The organism is Enterococcus sp. DIV2384 (assembly GCF_050534975.1).
Taxonomy (GTDB): Bacteria; Bacillota; Bacilli; order Lactobacillales; family Enterococcaceae; genus Enterococcus; species Enterococcus faecalis.
On sequence record NZ_CP172905.1, the window covers coordinates 1,472,308 to 1,488,151 of the forward strand.

Below are 15,844 nucleotides of genomic sequence, written 5' to 3' on the forward strand. Positions count from 1 at the left end.
CCTTTCTGATTGGGTTTCGTCACTTTAATCTTACAGGAATGAGTGCTTTTTGTGTACTTTGAAATTAAAAAAATGGGGCAATATGAGCCGACCCCCAAAAGTTAGACCTAGAAATCTAACTTTTGGAGGTTTTTTTGTATGGCAAAATACAGTTTTGAATTTAAACTTAAACTTGTTCATGACTACTTATCTGGTCAAGGAGGTCTAAGGTTTCTCGCAAAGAAGTATGGGTTTAAAGATAGTTCTCAAATAAGCAAATGGATAAATGCCTATAAAGAACTTGGTGAAGAAGGCCTACTTCGCAGTCGAAAAAATAAGAATTACTCTGTTCAATTTAAGCTAGATGCGATAGAGTTATATTTAACAACAGAGTTGTCCTATCAAGAAGTAGCTAATCTTCTAAAAATGAACAATCCATCATTGATTGCGAATTGGCTTAGAACGTATCAGAAGTTTGGTATAGAGGGACTCTCTAAACAGAAAGGACGTCCACCTACCATGTCTAAAAAGAAACGAAATGAACCCCAACCACTACCAAGTGAACGATCTCAAGTAGAGAAACTAGAAAAAGAAAATAGAATGTTAAAAATTGAGAATGCCTATTTAAAAGAATTGAGGAGACTGCGTTTAGAGGACGAACAAAAAATGAACGAATCGCACGAATCATTCACAGTCTCCGAAGACACTTTCGATTAAAAGATATTTTGGAAACCCTAAGGTTTCCAAAATCTACTTACATGTACTGGCAAAAACGCCTCGACAGAACAGCTTCAACACAAATCATCGAAGAAGAAATTCAAGCGATTCGTAAAAAACATCAACATTATGGCTATAGAAGGATGACCCAAGAATTGAAACGACGTGGATTTCAAGTGAATAAAAAGAAAGTCCAGCGATTAATACAAAAGTTAAAGTTACAAGTCAAAGCTTTTACTAAGAAATCAAGAAAATATAATTCCTATAAAGGAACCGTTGGTAAAATCGCTAAAAATTTGATTCGTCGCCGATTTAAAACCTCTGTTCCTCATCAAAAAATTACAACTGATACAACTGAATTTAAGTACTTTGAAGCAGATAACGCAGGCATCTTTCGTCAGAAAAAACTATACTTAGATCCATTTATGGATATGTATAATAGTGAAATTCTAAGCTATAGCCTTTCTACTCAACCAAATGGTAAAACAGTTATGGAAGGTCTGAAAGAAGCAATTTCTCAAACAAATGATTGTCCCTATCGGCGCACCTTTCACTCTGATCAAGGCTGGGCTTATCAAATGAATGTCTATATACAAACATTAAAGGACAACAATATCTTTCAAAGTATGTCTCGAAAAGGAACCTGTTTAGATAATTCTCCTATGGAGAATTTCTTCAGTATCCTAAAACAAGAAGTGTACTATGGAAAAATCTATCAAAGTCAAAATGAATTGAGAGAAGCAATTGAGAACTACATTTATTATTACAATCATCACCGAATCAAGGAAAAACTTAACTGGAAAAGCCCAGTAGAATTTCGACAATTCAATCAAAAAACTGCATAAAAATAGAGTGGAAAAATCCACTCTATAAAAAGTCTAACTTTTTGGGGTCACTACAATAATCAGATTTTTTTCTGATTATTGTCCCATTCTCTTTCTAATTAAATTAGATTAGTATTCCATTAAGGTAACAATATCGTAGCCATCAATTTTATCGCGGCCATGTAAATCCATTAATTCAATTAGGAACGCACAACCAACCACAATACCACCTAATTGTTCGACTAATTCGATGGTTGCTTTAATTGTACCACCAGTTGCTAACAAGTCATCACAAATCAAAACACGTTGACCTGGTGTGATGGCATCTTTGTGCAACGTCAATGTATCTGAACCATATTCTAAGTCATAAGTCACTTCGATGGTTTCACGAGGAAGTTTTCCTTTTTTACGAACCGGAGCAAAGCCAACCCCTAATTCATAAGCCACTGGACAGCCGACAATAAAGCCACGAGCTTCCGGTCCTACAACCATATCAATTCTTTTTTCTTTCGCGTAATCCACGATTTGTTTTGTTGCTTCACGGTAGGCATCCCCATTAGCCATTAATGGAGAAATGTCACGGAACACGATCCCTTTCTCAGGATAATCTGGAATGCTTGCAATGTAATCTCTTAAATCCATTTTTATTTGTCCTCCTCATTCCACAGCCATTGTTGTATTGTTTGACAATCACTGTAAAGTAGAAATTCTTCTGTTTTTATTTTTTTCAATCGTTGTTGGTACACTTGACTTTCAGTCAATGGTCGATTGTCGGGTTTCTCAATACTGTTTAAAACACCGCTTTCTATTGTAACAAATCCTAAGTCAAAAAACACCTGTATCATGAAAATTAATAATTTTTCTTGGATATTTAAGTAATTTGCCACCTTCGATAGCTGGGAACGTAGATTTACTTCTTTTTGCTGCAAAATAAATTTATACAATGTTGCAAATTGTTCACGTGAAGCCATACCGTTTAAATAAGCTTCTTCTGGTGAAATAAACATCATGTATATACGTTGTATCTCAGTTGCTTCAACAATTTCTTTAACCGTGATTGCTTCCACAGGACAGTCGACAAAAACCAGTTGTTCGATTTGATTTTGAGAAACAGCTTCCACCAATTCTTCTTGGTTTGACCAAACAATAATATTAGCGGTTGGATCTGAAATGAATTTTTGATTTTTTTCATCAAACAAAAGATAAGCTGTTGCTTCTGAAGGAATTGGTTTCGTTTGATTATTTTTGCCACGAAAATCAAATAATTGTCTTCCCGATACAGCAAAATCAGTCACCATTAATTGTGGTTTCTTACGACCATTCCATTCATTGATGGAAAGTTGGCCTGCCACATCGGCGGTTCCTTGTGCTAGTTCATCCGCTTGAGGCCCCATTTGAAAAGCAATTGCATCCAATTGCGCCCCTTCTTGATTCATTTGAAATTTCAGATGTGCATTATCTGCACCAATTTGACGAATTTGCGTAGGCGTGATTTCCTTAAATACAAAAGTTGGCACAGTATTATCAGTCCCAAAAGGCGCCAAAATACGCAATTGATCAATAAAAGTAGTCGTTGCCTGCGAAATCGCTAAGCTCTCACTAATGAGCAACTCTTGTCCATTAGCCATATCAATTTGATTTTTTTCAATAAAGTGTGCCAAATGTTCTTGAACAAAAGGAATATTTTCAACAGGTAAAGTCATTCCCGCTGCCATATGATGCCCACCAAAATGAGTGAATTGCTCACGCACTTCGTTCAACGCCTCATAGAGATTCAATGCGCTAATGCTACGTCCAGAGCCTTTAGCGGTCGTACCAGATTCATCTATTGCTAAAATAATGGTTGGTTTCCCCGTTTCTTGCATAATGCGGCCCGCGACAATCCCTAAGACGCCTTCATGCCAGCCTTGTTTCGCTAAAATATGGACCGGCGCATTCGGGTCGATTAAATCCAGCGCTTCTTTGGCAATCGTCGTTACAATGTCTTTTCGTTCATTGTTTTGTTGATCAATATATTTAGCGATTTCCAGCGCTTGTTCTTCATCAAATGTAGTCATCAATTCAACACCTGGTGCGGCTTCCCCTAATCGACCTAATGCGTTTAAACGAGGTCCAATGGTAAAGCCAATTGATTCTTCTGAAACAGCTTCCTTTTTCACACCCGCTTCTTGTAGTAAAACGTCTAAACCAATTCGATCACCAGTTTGAATCATTTGAAGGCCCATTTTGACAAACGTTCTATTTTCATCGGTTAATGAAACCAAGTCAGCAATCGTCCCAATTGCTACCAAATCTAATAACTCAATTGGCAATTCACCAAGTAACGCAGTAGCGACTTTGAAAGCCACGCCAACACCAGCTAAATCTCCAAAAGGATAGTCACCTTGCGGATGTCTAGGGTGGACAAGCGCATAGGCCTCTGGTAATTGTTCAGGCAATTCATGATGGTCAGTAACGATTACATCTACTCCTTGTGCCATAGCGTAGTTAATTGCTTCATGTCCAGCTACACCATTATCAACGGTTACAATTAATTGGACTCCTTGTTCAATTTGTTCAGCAAATACGTCTTTATTAGGTCCATATCCATGAACAAAACGATTCGGTAGAAAGTACTGAACCATGCCACCGACTAATTCGATTGCTTCTTTCATAACCGTGGTACTAGTGATGCCATCTGCATCATAATCCCCATAGACAAGGATTTGTTCACCCGCTTCGACGGCTTGCTGGATGCGGGCTACCGCTTTCTCCATATCATGCATTAAGAACGGATCATAAATATCTTCGATAGTCGGATGTAGAAACTTACGTAATGCTTCTTCTGTCCGGATATTGCGGTGCCATAAAAGTTGGCCAATTAATGGATTAATTTCTTCTTTTTTTAATTGTTCTATAAATTCTACAGGTAATTCTGTCTTTGTCTGTAACTGCCATTGATAATTTGATTTTTTCACGACGTCACTCCTAACCAAGTAATTATAGCAAAATTTTTCCAAAAACTAAAGAAAGCATTTTTTTAAATCTGAGAAAAAAACTGTGATATCTGTTAGATAAATAGCAGATATCACAGTTTTATTTTAAAAGAAACTTAGCGATAAAGTCTCTTCCTTATTTTTGTTCCTCTTCATTCACACGAGGTTTCACATAACGATCAATACGACTACCTGACACAGGCGTTGCGTCTACTTCTGTGTTTGATGTTTGTTCGTTGACCACTGGTTCTGAGACTTGTGGTGCTGCCGCTTGTTTGGCTTGCAAATCAGCCAATTGATTATCAAAAGAACGTTGAACTTTTTCCGTTTCTTCTTTGACTAATTTATCCATATCATTTTTATAAATATCCAACTCTTTTTGTACAGCTTTTAATTCCTTACGTTGGTTCCAAATGGTGGTTGTGGAGGTTAGTAACCCAACTAGTGCGCCAATAATTGCAGAACCTAAAATAATTAAGATTAACGGTCCACTAATTTTAGTAAAACCAAAGTTTACTGGAACAGCTTGATTATTTAAAACAGCAAAAATAACAACAATTAAGACCAACACAAGGCCCAAAATAACACGCCATTGATTTTTCATGACTTGATCGACTCCTTTATTTTTTATTTAAAATATTTCCCGCTATGAAATCTCCTAAATGTGGAAACAATGTATAAAAGCGGGCAGCCGCTTCCATGACAAACGGACGATTAATCTCACGTCGAGAAGTCCCCATACTCCCAACCACTTCTTTCGCTAATTTCGTAGGGTCTAAAACAATTTTATCCACCGCAGCTAGATAAGTGCCTGTCGGGTCCGCCTTATCAAAGAATTCTGTTTGGATTGGTCCTGGATTGACAGTCGTTACTGCTACACCCAACGGTTTCAATTCTAAACGTAAAGCATTTGAAAAACCTAACACAGCAAATTTTGTTGCAGAATAAACGGTTGATTTAGCTGTAGCCATCTTCCCAGCCATTGAAGCAACGTTGATAATATGTCCTTGCCCAGCTTCAATCATTTTAATAGCTACTTTTTGAGTAAACGTCATCATTCCTAGAACGTTGACATCAAACATTTGGCGTGCAACAGCCAAGTCAATTTCAACAAAATTTTCAAACAAGCCAAAACCAGCATTGTTGACTAAAACATCTATAGGACCAACTTCTGCTGAAATAGCTTCAACCACACGTTCAACACTTTCTGGATCGGCAATATCTAATTGATAAGAAAATGCTTCTCGTCCGCTTAAAACAGCACACTGCTCGCGAACTTTACCAATCAAATTAATTCTGCGGGCGCAGACAACGACGACCGCCCCTTGTTTAGCTGCTTCATAACAAATTTGTTCACCTAAACCAGCTGAACCTCCAGTTACGACAACGACTTTATTTGTTAAATCCATCTAAGCTCCTCCTTCATTGGCAAATGGAATCTCAATGATATCCATATCTTTCACGATTTTTGTATTGGGGAAAATTTCTTGGGCTTCTTCTTGAAGCTGATAGGCCTCTTTGGTTAAATAACGGGCACTAATATGCGTTAAGATAAGTTGTTTTACTTGCGCTTCTTTTGCAACTTCAGCTGCTTGTTGACTGGTTGAGTGGAAGTAGGCTTTTGCCATTTTTGCTTCGTGTTTATTAAACGTACTTTCATGGACTAAAACATCCGCTCGTCGTGCTAAAGTTACACTATTTTTGGTTTTGCGAGTGTCTCCTAAAATCGTCACGATTCGCCCAGGTTTACGCTCTCCCACAAACGCTTGTCCATTAATTTCCTGTCCATCAAAAACAATCGTTTCACCACGTTTGAGTTTGCCATACAATGGCCCAGAAGGAATCCCTAAAGCTTGAAGTTTCTCTACTTGTAATTCTCCTTCATGCGCTGCTTCCTCAATTCGATAGCCAAAGCTCGTGATGCCATGGTCCAAGATATTACAGCGAACAGTGCATTGTTTATCTTTAAAAATAACGTCATTTTCTTTTGTTAATTCAATAAATTTCAGTGGATAGGACAACCGTGATTGTGAGACCCGTAAAGAAGTTTTAACAAAATCAGCAATCCCAACTGGTCCATAGATTTCTAAAGGTTCTGTCCCGCCCTGAAAAGAACGACTACTTAACAAACCAGGTAAACCAAAAATATGATCCCCATGTAAATGTGTAATAAAAATCTTTTCAATTTTTCTTGGGCGAATACTACTTTTTAAAATTTGCAATTGAGTCCCTTCACCACAATCGAAGAGCCAAACTGCATTTCGTTCATCTAATAATTTCAACGCAATTCCTGTGACATTGCGATGTTTTGCTGGTACACCAGCGCCTGTTCCTAAAAATTGTATTTCCATCTGCTACCATACTTTCTTTTAAACTTCCTTTTTATTTTAGAAGAAGTTTGCTCCTTTAGCAAATAATAATTTATCTATTTTCTCAAAGTTTTCTTCTTAGTTTACCGTATTTTACGATAAAATAACAAAAAATTAGCAAACTACCATAAAAAACCGTGATTTCTTAGTATTTTAAAAGACTGTTTCCCTTTATTCAGAAAACAGTCTTTGCTCCTTATTCTTCTTTCGATGTCGCTTCTTTATGTTGTTCTTTTTTTGCTTGCCACGATTGTTTCGCTTCATTTGCAACTTCGTTCGCATCGTTAATTTCTTGTTGGACTTCCTCTAAATCAAGCCGCGTGATTTCGCCACCTAAGTCAAACATAACCAATTGGTTGAGCGGACGGTTGTCTTCTTCTTCTGCAATTAATAATAATCCCGTTTGTCCTTCATCAATCTTTTGAATCACATGTTCAAAAACCGTTTGTGCTTCTTGAATTTCTTTGGCGTCTTTGCTTGCACCATACATACTTCCAGCAAACCAGCCAAAAAGAATGCCCAGAGGACCACCTAATATGCCTACTAGCATCCCAATCATGCTATCTTTTGATGTATGATTGTTGCCTGTAAAATCGATAAAATCATTGATTTTAAATTGATGCTGGCCATCATTAACATGCGTAACAACCGCCATTTGCTCACCTTTAAGCTGTCTTTCTGCCTGCATCTTTTTTATTTCGGAAAATGCTTGGTACGATTTACTTTCAATATCAAAGTTCATAATGATAATTCGTTTTGCCATACAAATCGCTCCTTTATTCTGGATACATCTATTTTAGCAAGAAAGGCCTGTCTCTAGCAATGAAAACTTTTTGGTTATGTATAAAAAAAGAAGATAGCTGGGCTACCTCCTTGTTAATGCTTATTTACCATCAAGAATATTTAAACGGACCTTTTTCGGACCATCGATACGTACACTATAAACAATTGTCCGAATTGCTTTTGCAACACGCCCTTGTTTACCAATGATACGTCCAATATCTTCTTTGGCCACAGTCAAATTATACTCGAGGAAATCAGTTGATTCCTCAATTTCTAATGAGACTGCTTCAGGTTGACTGACTAACGGACGGACAATAGTTAAAATTAACTCTTTCACATCTGCCATATTCAATCACCTTATTTCTTAACGTTTTTAGCTTCATGATGTTTTTTCATAACGCCTTCTTTTGAAAGGATGTTACGAACTGTATCAGAAGGTTGCGCACCTTTAGATAACCAATCTAAAACTAAATCTTCTTTTAAAACTACTTCTGCAGGGTCTTTCAAAGGGTTGTAAGTACCTACAGTTTCGATGAAACGTCCATCACGAGGAGAACGAGAATCAGCTACTACAATACGGTAAAAAGGACTCTTTTTAGAACCCATACGTTTTAAACGAATTTTAACTGCCATTATTAAATACACCTCCATTAACTTAATCACAAGAGTTAGTTTAACAGATTAACAACAACCTGTAAAGAGTTTTTTCTTGACACCTTTACTTTTTTTCAATTTTTTTAGCCAATTTGCAGGAAAACAAACGAAATAATGAAGAATTTTTACAAAATTTGATAATAGTTGTACTGGTTTCTCACTTGAAAGCCTTCTGTTTGATAGAGATGAAGCGCTGCTTGATTTTCTGTTTCAACTTCTAAAAAAATAGTCGCTGAGGTTGACTTTTCTAAAATCATTCGGAGCGCAGACTGTAACACTTGACGGCCAAGACCGCGACCTCGTTGCGTTTTTGTCACAACAAAGCCATAAATCCCCCATTCGTTTTCAAAATGATCCAAACGTAGCGTGGCTAAAAGTTGATTGTTTTCTTTATAAATAAGTGTTCGTTGAAGGTCCTCCGGCAAAGGCGTACCTTCTAGTAACCTAGCCAAGGAATCCAAATCAGCCGCTTGTGGTCGGAGAAGTGTCAGCTTCGCCAACTCCTGTGAGTAAGTTTCTCTTTGAAAAACCAGATACTGTTCTGAAAAAGCTGGCACAATTCCTTGTCTATTAAAATAATTTAGGGCAACAGATTGCTTGTCATCCATCACGAGAAAGACTTCTTTCATTCCCCACAAAGCTGCTTGCTTTTCGAGTTCTTGAACAAGTTCTTCAAAAAATGGTCCTACATTTGGCGCAACAATCGTCGCTTCCAAGGTTTCCCCATCAAAACAATACCCTACGATATACGCTTGTATGGTTTGTTCCTTCCTGTATAAACCATAATAAGTATAAGCTGATTCCTCAGGAAATGTTTGTTCCAATTTATAAAAAGTTCCTTGTTTAATCATTTCCTTGTTTTTTAATTCAGTCAATGTTTGTTTCTCCAACTGTGTTAACTGTCGGCGCCAATTTATTTTTTTATTCAAGCAGTTGCTCCTTTACTCATCCTTTTACTAGCTATTATACGTGAAGTTACGAAGTTCAACAATGTACAAGGATAAAACGTTTGCGCTTTTTTAAAAAAAGTACTATCATAAAGTAAGTAAAAGAAAAATGGAGGGATTTACATGACAAAAAAAATTGGTATTTTTGTAGGGAGTTTAAGAAAAGATTCATTTAACAAATTGGTAGCAAAAACAATGGCGGACTTATTTCCAGCTGATTTCGAACCTGTTTTTATTAACATTGGTGATTTAGAATTATACAATCAAGATTTGGATGATGAAGGAACCCCCACCGAAGCTTGGACAACGTTCCGTGAAGAAGTCAAACAAGTAGATGGTGTGATGTTTGTAACACCAGAATATAACCGTTCAGTACCAGCTGTTTTAAAAAATGCATTGGATGTCGGTTCACGTCCGTATGGCGAAAGCGTTTGGGATAAAAAACCCGGACTTGTGGTGAGTGTTTCACCAGGTGCAATTAGCGGATTTGGTGCGAACCATCATTTAAGACAATCATTAGTCTTCTTAAATGTTCCAACTTTACAACAACCTGAAGCCTATATTGGAGGTATTACGAACTTAATTGGTGAAGATGGTAAAATTATTGATGGCACTGTTGGTTTCTTACAATCAATTGTAGATGCTTACGTGGATTTCTTTAATCGCTTAACTGCCTAATTGAATCAATCGAGAAAAAGTGAGGCAACTTTTTACAGGTTGTCTCACTTTTTTTATTTTTTTGCTTGACCCTCTCGTTACGTAAAGGTTTATGATAGATTTTGTCAGGAGGAATGAATGATGGAATATACAATTAAAAAAATGGCTTCACTATCTGGCGTCAGCGCACGGACGTTACGATATTATGATGAAATTGGTCTTCTTCAACCAGCCAGAATTAATTCTTCTGGTTATCGAATTTACGGGCAAGCCGAGGTGAATCGTTTGCAACAAATTCTTTTTTACCGTGAATTGGATCTGAAACTAGATGAAATTAAAGAAATTTTGGAGCAACCTGACTTTAATGTTGAACAGGCTTTATACGAGCATCAACAAAAACTATTGGAAAAGCGCAATGAAATTGATCGTCTTTTAGCCTCTGTTCAACAAACCTTACACCATTACAAAGGAGAGATAAACATGTCAGATCAGCAAAAATTCGAAGCATTCAAACAACAACGAGTTCAAGAAAACGAAGAAAAATATGGTAAAGAGATTCGGGAAAAATATGGCAACGAAACGATTGAACAAGCCAACAAAAAATATTTAAACTTGACGGAAAAAGACATGCAAGCAATGCAGAACGTGGAAAAAGATTTATTTTCTAAGTTAGCCATGTATCAAAAATCACCCAAGTTGACTAGTCAACTTGCGCAAGAAATTTTCCAATTACACAAAGATTGGTTAATGTACTCTTGGTCAAGCTATTCGCCAGAAGCACACAAAGGGTTAGGCCTTATGTATGTTGGCGATGAACGATTTACGTCATATTATGAACAACACGGCGCTGGTTTTGCCGAAGCGTTAAACGCAATTATCCAAAACTACGCTTAAACAGAAAGTGCGCCATCAGTCTCTTCGACTGATGGCGCACTTTCTATTTCTTCCAATAATTAACTAAAGCCTGTTTATCTTTTTTTCTTTTTCTTCTTTTTGTTTTTCTTCATCATGCGATTCATGGCCATTTTACCTAGCTTGCCTTTAACGCCGCCACCTAGCATTTGATCCATACCAGGAATGTTCATATCCCCTTTGGACATTTGTTGCATCATTTTTTTGGATTCTTTAAATTGTTTAATCATACGATTGACTTCAACCACACTATTTCCTGAACCAGCTGCAATTCTGCGGCGGCGACTAGGATTTAATAGATCAGGATTTTCACGTTCTGCAGGGGTCATTGATAAGACCATCGCCCGTTTCCGTGCCACATCTTTTGGATCGACTTTGACATTTTCAATACCAGGCATGTTACTCATTCCAGGGATCATTTTTAATAAGTCTTCAATCGGTCCCATGCCCATAACTTGATCCAATTGCTCAATGAAATCGTTAAAGTCAAAACTGTTTTCTTTCATTTTTTGAGCAAGTTCTTCTGCTTTTTTCTCATCGTAATCTTGTTGCGCTTTTTCAATTAGCGTCAACATGTCCCCCATACCTAGGATACGACTCGACATACGATCGGGATGGAAAATTTCTAAATCGGTTAATTTTTCACCAGAACCGACAAATTTAATCGGAGCCCCCGTTACTGCCCGAATTGACAGCGCAGCCCCCCCACGAGTATCGCCGTCCATTTTGGTAATAACAACCCCAGTAATTCCAAGCTGTTCATTAAAACTATCTGCAACGTTGACAGCATCTTGCCCCGTCATCGCATCAACAACTAACAGAATTTCATTGGGATTAGCCAACTCTTTAATTTGTTTCAATTCGTCCATTAAAGCTTCGTCAATGTGTAAACGGCCGGCCGTATCAATTAAGACATAATCATTTTTCTTTTCTTTTGCTAACGCTAACCCTTGACGAACAATTTCCACTGGATTAGCATCTGTTCCCATATCAAAAACGGGAACTTCTAATTGTTGACCTAAAACCTTCAACTGATCAATCGCTGCTGGACGATAAACGTCACCAGCGATTAAAAGCGGACGAGCGTTTTCAGTTTTCATTAAGTGTTTGGCTAATTTACCAGTAAAAGTTGTTTTACCAGCCCCTTGTAACCCTGTCATCATAATCACTGTCGGGATTTTTGGAGATTTATTCAGTTCAACCGTTTCTGAACCTAACGTTTTCGTTAATTCTTCATCAACAATTTTTACAATTTGTTGGGCTGGTGATAAGCTTTCTAATACTTCGACTCCTACTGCCCGTTCTCTGACACGTTTTGTGAAATCTTTGACCACTTGTAAATTAACGTCGGCTTCTAATAAAGCCAAACGGATTTCTCGCATCATTTCTTTTACGTCGGCTTCGGAAACTTTTCCCTTACGACGGATTTTACTCATTGCCTGTTGTAGGCGGTTTGTTAAACTCTCAAAAGCCATAGTTTCATTCCTCTATTTCTTGAATTTGTTCAATATATTTTTTGATTTCACTATCTTTGGGATAAGTTTCTTGAACATACTGCTGTAGTTGTTCAAGATATTCTTTCCGTACAACATAGTTTGAATAAAGATGTAACTTTTTTTCGTATTCTTCTAAAATTTTTTCGGTTCGTTTAATGTTATCATAAACCGCTTGACGACTAACCTCATATTCTTCCGCAATTTCTCCTAAAGAAAAGTCATCAGCATAGTAAAGCTCCATATAATTCATCTGCTTTTCCGTTAATAATGTCGAATAAAATTCAAATAACGCATTCATGCGGTTTGTTTTTTCCATTTCCATGAGCCGTGCTCCCATCTTCAATCCCTTATAGGTTACCGATTTCATAGGGAATAGTCAATCTTTTTTTACTAAGTTTTTACCTTTTAAAAAGAAATGTCCGCAAGTTGCCATGTTTCTTCAGAATAAACGGTCATTCCTTGTTGAATAAAATAAGCAGTTGCGACTCCAACTCCAGCTTTTTTAATGCCAGAAAATTGTCCATCATAAATCAGCTGGCTGCCACAGCTGGGACTTTTTTCTTTCAAAATCAAGGTTGTAATTTGTTGGGCTTTTAATTTTTGATACGCGCGTTGTGCCCCTGCTTTAAATGCCTCAGTCACATCTTCCCCGTTATCCGTATATACATAAGCAGTATTCGCCCAAACATCAAAGCCATCCCCGCCAATGATTTCTGCTGGCGGACGTGGAATGGGCAATTCCCCTAAAACTTCGGGACAAATCATTATTGCTTTTCCATTAGTTACAAGTTGTTTTAACGCTTCTTGTTCTTGAGATTTTCCATCGTAACGGCAACAAATCCCACCTAAGCAACTACTAATACCAATCATTCGCTTCTCCTCATTTCATTTCTCTATTATACCATGAGTTGACTTTTCTCAAAAGTAGCATTCTCGCTTACTTTAAAGTACGTTCTTCCTCTAAAAATATGTTAAACTAACAATAGTGAAATATACACTTATTTTCAGAAATTTCTTGAAGGAGTTATGTAAATGAAAAAAGTTCTTGTCGTCGATGATGAACCATCGATTTTAACTTTGTTAACCTTTAATTTGGAAAAAGAAGGCTATCAGGTGACTACTTCCGAAGATGGTAAAAACGGCTTCGAATTAGCTTTGTCTAATCAATATGATTTTATAATTTTAGATGTAATGCTTCCTGGTATGGATGGCTTAGAAATTACCAAAGCACTTCGTCGAGAAAAAATTGACACGCCTATTTTGATTTTAACTGCCAAAGATGAACAAGTAGATAAAATCATCGGCTTAGAAATTGGGGCAGATGATTATTTAACAAAACCTTTTAGTCCCAGAGAAGTCCTAGCACGCATGAAAGCTATTTTTCGTCGTTTAAAACCTACCACGACCGAACCGCTTCAAGAGGACACACCTAAAGCTCCGCTTGTGATTGGCGAGATTCGTGTAGATGAACAAAATTATGAAGTCTTTGTGCGCAATCAGCCCATTGAACTAACACCGAAAGAATTTGAATTACTCGTTTACTTTATGAAACGCAAAGATCGGGTCATTAATCGGGAAACCTTGTTGGAACGAATTTGGCAATATGACTTTGCTGGACAAAGTCGCATCGTCGATGTCCATATTAGTCATTTACGTGATAAAATCGAGCCCGATCCCAAACGGCCCGTTTACTTAGTAACTGTCCGTGGCTTTGGCTACCGTTTTCAGGAGCCAAAACGATGAAAAAGAGACTGCGGATTGAATATTTTTTAGTTGCGGCAGTCATGCTTTTATTATTTGTCGGGAGTATTGCAGCGACCAATTTTTTCTTTCAAAAAGAAATGGTTGCTCAGCAAGAAACCTATTTAAGAAGAAAAAATACCCTTTTAACAGACCAGTTGCCCCCTTCAGTTTTCGAAAAAGGGCAACTGACAAACCAACAACAACTCCTTGTCACCCATGCGTTAGATGATGCAGAAGAACGGGTAACTTTGTTGCAAAAAAATGGTACCGTCTTTTTTGACAGCAGCCAAAATGAACCGCTAGAGTCGCACAAAAAACGACCTGAAATCGCTGCGGTTCTATCAGGAGCTACCTATGGTTCAGCTTTACGAAAGAGTAAAACTTTAAATAAAGAACTTCTGTACGTTGCCACGCCTGTTTTAAAATCAGGAGAAATCGTTGGCATTATTCGGATTTCGGAACAAACTGCGCTATTTTCTAAAAATATCCAATCTTTTCGTCGCTATATTATCTTTACATTTGGCATCTTGTTCCTACTAATTACCTTGTTTATCTTTTTACTGTTACGGCAAAAAAATCAACCGCTAGTGACTGTCTTACCGATTCTGAAACGAATGCTTAAACATCCAGATGAAAATCGATCCATTATCCAGCAATCTTCTGAATGGAATGAACTTTACGAAACTATTAACCTACTGAGTCAACAAGTAAGTCAAACGTATAAAGCGTATACGTCTGCGGATGAGCAATTTCACGAACTTTTAGATGAGTTGATGATTGGTGTCTTTATCATTGATACGCAAGGACGGCTTCGTCTGTTGAACCCTAAAATGCAGGAAATGTTAGGACTCTCTGCTAAAAATATGCAAAGCAATTATCTCGAAGTGATTCAAGACGCCGATTTGATTCATTTAATCCATCAAGTCGTTGCTGAAAAAAACAGTTTACATCAAGAAATCACTGTGACACAAGGACCCACACCTTTACGATTAGATCTTTCTCTTCGTTACTTGGATGATCAAAGCGCCAATGATTATCAAGTGTTAGGAATTGCCTATGATTTAACGCGCGTTCGCCAACTAGAAAAAATGCAAAAAGATTTTGTATCAAACGTGTCTCATGAATTAAAAACGCCTGTCACTTCTCTTTTAGGCTTTACCGAGACACTCATAGACGGCGCCAAAGAAGATCCGGAAGTCCTTAATCAATTTTTGCACATCATGCAAAAAGATGCCCAGCGTCTGCAACAATTAATTCAAGAAATTTTAGAACTTTCTCGGGGCAGCGCAACAATTCCTTATGCAGAACAAGAAATTACTTTAGAAAAATTTATTACAGAAATTCTCGGTTCTTATCAGCAACAATTGGCAGCAAAACAGCTTAAAACAGTCGTTCATGGTCTGCCAGAGAGCCAGTTTTTCACCAAATACGAATTGTTTTATCCAATCGTGAAGAATCTAATTGAAAATGCCATTCAGTATTCCCAAGAAAATGGTCAGATTACTATTTCTTATGCTATTGAAAATCAGCAATTACGTTTATCTGTTCAAGATACTGGCATTGGCATTAGTCAAAAAGACCAAGAACGGATCTTTGAACGGTTCTATCGTGTCGATAAAGCACGTAGCCGTCATTCTGGTGGCACCGGTCTAGGTCTAGCTATTGTCCAAAATTACACAGAATTATTAGGCGGTAAAATCGCCATTGATAGTCACTTAGGCTTAGGGACCACTTTTACAATCACCTTGCCTTTAACAAAAAAAGAAGCCTAAAAAAACTCAGCCAATC

The 15,844-nt window shown here is 37.4% G+C and carries 16 protein-coding genes and 1 pseudogene; 5 read left to right on the forward strand and 12 right to left on the reverse strand.

The annotated features are described in order from the left end of the window. Positions 1-138 precede the first annotated feature (138 nt). A pseudogene (locus tag IGK54_RS07205) lies at positions 139-1,541 on the forward strand (IS3 family transposase). Between the two features lie 108 nt (positions 1,542-1,649). Here IGK54_RS07205 and IGK54_RS07210 read toward each other — a convergent pair. From IGK54_RS07210 to IGK54_RS07250, 9 genes are all read right to left on the reverse strand, one after another. After that, the gene (locus IGK54_RS07210) at positions 1,650-2,162 is read right to left on the reverse strand and encodes an adenine phosphoribosyltransferase (protein WP_002357441.1); all 513 of its coding nucleotides are present in this window, start codon (positions 2,160-2,162) and stop codon (positions 1,650-1,652) included. 2 nt (positions 2,163-2,164) lie between these two features. Further along, on the reverse strand, positions 2,165-4,477 hold the full coding sequence (gene recJ / locus IGK54_RS07215; RefSeq protein WP_095725360.1) for a single-stranded-DNA-specific exonuclease RecJ: 2,313 nt from the start codon (positions 4,475-4,477) through the stop codon (positions 2,165-2,167). Positions 4,478-4,631: 154 nt separating this feature from the next. After that, complete coding sequence (locus tag IGK54_RS07220; RefSeq protein ID WP_010707540.1) at positions 4,632-5,099, reverse strand: LapA family protein; 468 nt, start codon at positions 5,097-5,099, stop codon at positions 4,632-4,634. A gap of 16 nt (positions 5,100-5,115) precedes the next feature. Next, positions 5,116-5,904 (reverse strand): SDR family NAD(P)-dependent oxidoreductase, encoded by a 789-nt coding sequence (locus IGK54_RS07225; protein WP_002357438.1) that lies wholly within the window; start codon positions 5,902-5,904, stop codon positions 5,116-5,118. Beyond that, complete coding sequence (rnz, locus tag IGK54_RS07230) at positions 5,905-6,846, reverse strand: ribonuclease Z (RefSeq protein ID WP_142957126.1); 942 nt, start codon at positions 6,844-6,846, stop codon at positions 5,905-5,907. A 214-nt stretch (positions 6,847-7,060) separates the two neighbouring features. Then, complete coding sequence (locus IGK54_RS07235; RefSeq protein WP_002357436.1) at positions 7,061-7,627, reverse strand: hypothetical protein; 567 nt, start codon at positions 7,625-7,627, stop codon at positions 7,061-7,063. A gap of 120 nt (positions 7,628-7,747) precedes the next feature. After that, the gene (locus IGK54_RS07240; protein WP_002357435.1) at positions 7,748-7,993 is read right to left on the reverse strand and encodes a KH domain-containing protein; all 246 of its coding nucleotides are present in this window, start codon (positions 7,991-7,993) and stop codon (positions 7,748-7,750) included. An 11-nt stretch (positions 7,994-8,004) separates the two neighbouring features. Beyond that, positions 8,005-8,280 carry a 30S ribosomal protein S16 gene (rpsP, locus tag IGK54_RS07245; protein ID WP_002357434.1) on the reverse strand — a complete coding sequence of 92 codons (276 nt, stop codon included), beginning with the start codon at positions 8,278-8,280 and terminating at the stop codon, positions 8,005-8,007. A 146-nt stretch (positions 8,281-8,426) separates the two neighbouring features. Next, entirely contained in the window at positions 8,427-9,230 is an 804-nt protein-coding gene (locus IGK54_RS07250; RefSeq protein ID WP_185938072.1) for a GNAT family N-acetyltransferase, read from the reverse strand. 141 nt (positions 9,231-9,371) lie between these two features. On the opposite strand from IGK54_RS07250, the gene IGK54_RS07255 reads away from it, so the two are divergent. Together IGK54_RS07255 and IGK54_RS07260 are read left to right on the forward strand one after the other, a co-directional pair. After that, a complete protein-coding gene (locus tag IGK54_RS07255; RefSeq protein WP_002357432.1) occupies positions 9,372-9,926 on the forward strand; it encodes an NADPH-dependent FMN reductase in 555 nt (184 codons plus the stop codon). Between the two features lie 117 nt (positions 9,927-10,043). Next, on the forward strand, positions 10,044-10,799 hold the full coding sequence (locus IGK54_RS07260) for a MerR family transcriptional regulator (RefSeq protein WP_002377293.1): 756 nt from the start codon (positions 10,044-10,046) through the stop codon (positions 10,797-10,799). A gap of 74 nt (positions 10,800-10,873) precedes the next feature. On the opposite strand, the gene ffh is transcribed toward IGK54_RS07260, so the two are convergent. The 3 genes from ffh to IGK54_RS07275 all read right to left on the reverse strand — a co-directional run bounded on the left by ffh (position 10,874) and on the right by IGK54_RS07275 (position 13,183). After that, the gene (gene ffh, locus IGK54_RS07265) at positions 10,874-12,292 is read right to left on the reverse strand and encodes a signal recognition particle protein (RefSeq protein WP_002360194.1); all 1,419 of its coding nucleotides are present in this window, start codon (positions 12,290-12,292) and stop codon (positions 10,874-10,876) included. A gap of 4 nt (positions 12,293-12,296) precedes the next feature. Beyond that, positions 12,297-12,635, reverse strand: coding sequence for a putative DNA-binding protein (locus tag IGK54_RS07270; protein ID WP_002357429.1), 339 nt, complete (start codon positions 12,633-12,635; stop codon positions 12,297-12,299). An 83-nt stretch (positions 12,636-12,718) separates the two neighbouring features. After that, positions 12,719-13,183, reverse strand: coding sequence for a DUF523 domain-containing protein (locus tag IGK54_RS07275; protein WP_002364031.1), 465 nt, complete (start codon positions 13,181-13,183; stop codon positions 12,719-12,721). Positions 13,184-13,345: 162 nt separating this feature from the next. Between IGK54_RS07275 and IGK54_RS07280 the strand changes: the two genes are divergently transcribed. Beyond that, positions 13,346-14,056 carry a response regulator transcription factor gene (locus IGK54_RS07280; protein WP_002360193.1) on the forward strand — a complete coding sequence of 237 codons (711 nt, stop codon included), beginning with the start codon at positions 13,346-13,348 and terminating at the stop codon, positions 14,054-14,056. After that, entirely contained in the window at positions 14,053-15,828 is a 1,776-nt protein-coding gene (gene pnpS / locus IGK54_RS07285; RefSeq protein ID WP_002390658.1) for a two-component system histidine kinase PnpS, read from the forward strand. Before IGK54_RS07280 ends, pnpS begins: the two co-directional genes overlap by 4 nt. The last annotated feature ends 16 nt before the right edge of the window (positions 15,829-15,844 follow it).

Bases quoted from the DNA above. Each gene is read 5' to 3' on its own strand.
- IGK54_RS07220 (WP_010707540.1), bottom strand. From the start codon at position 5,099: ATGAAAAATCAATGGCGTGTTATTTTGGGCCTTGTGTTGGTCTTAATT.
- IGK54_RS07270 (WP_002357429.1), bottom strand. From the start codon at position 12,635: ATGGAAATGGAAAAAACAAACCGCATGAATGCGTTATTTGAATTTTAT.
- IGK54_RS07275 (WP_002364031.1), bottom strand. From the start codon at position 13,183: ATGATTGGTATTAGTAGTTGCTTAGGTGGGATTTGTTGCCGTTACGAT.
- pnpS (WP_002390658.1), top strand. From the start codon at position 14,053: ATGAAAAAGAGACTGCGGATTGAATATTTTTTAGTTGCGGCAGTCATG.
- ffh (WP_002360194.1), bottom strand. From the start codon at position 12,292: ATGGCTTTTGAGAGTTTAACAAACCGCCTACAACAGGCAATGAGTAAA.
- IGK54_RS07210 (WP_002357441.1), bottom strand. From the start codon at position 2,162: ATGGATTTAAGAGATTACATTGCAAGCATTCCAGATTATCCTGAGAAA.
- IGK54_RS07280 (WP_002360193.1), top strand. From the start codon at position 13,346: ATGAAAAAAGTTCTTGTCGTCGATGATGAACCATCGATTTTAACTTTG.
- rpsP (WP_002357434.1), bottom strand. From the start codon at position 8,280: ATGGCAGTTAAAATTCGTTTAAAACGTATGGGTTCTAAAAAGAGTCCT.
- rnz (WP_142957126.1), bottom strand. From the start codon at position 6,846: ATGGAAATACAATTTTTAGGAACAGGCGCTGGTGTACCAGCAAAACAT.
- IGK54_RS07260 (WP_002377293.1), top strand. From the start codon at position 10,044: ATGATGGAATATACAATTAAAAAAATGGCTTCACTATCTGGCGTCAGC.
- IGK54_RS07235 (WP_002357436.1), bottom strand. From the start codon at position 7,627: ATGGCAAAACGAATTATCATTATGAACTTTGATATTGAAAGTAAATCG.
- IGK54_RS07240 (WP_002357435.1), bottom strand. From the start codon at position 7,993: ATGGCAGATGTGAAAGAGTTAATTTTAACTATTGTCCGTCCGTTAGTC.
- IGK54_RS07225 (WP_002357438.1), bottom strand. From the start codon at position 5,904: ATGGATTTAACAAATAAAGTCGTTGTCGTAACTGGAGGTTCAGCTGGT.
- IGK54_RS07255 (WP_002357432.1), top strand. From the start codon at position 9,372: ATGACAAAAAAAATTGGTATTTTTGTAGGGAGTTTAAGAAAAGATTCA.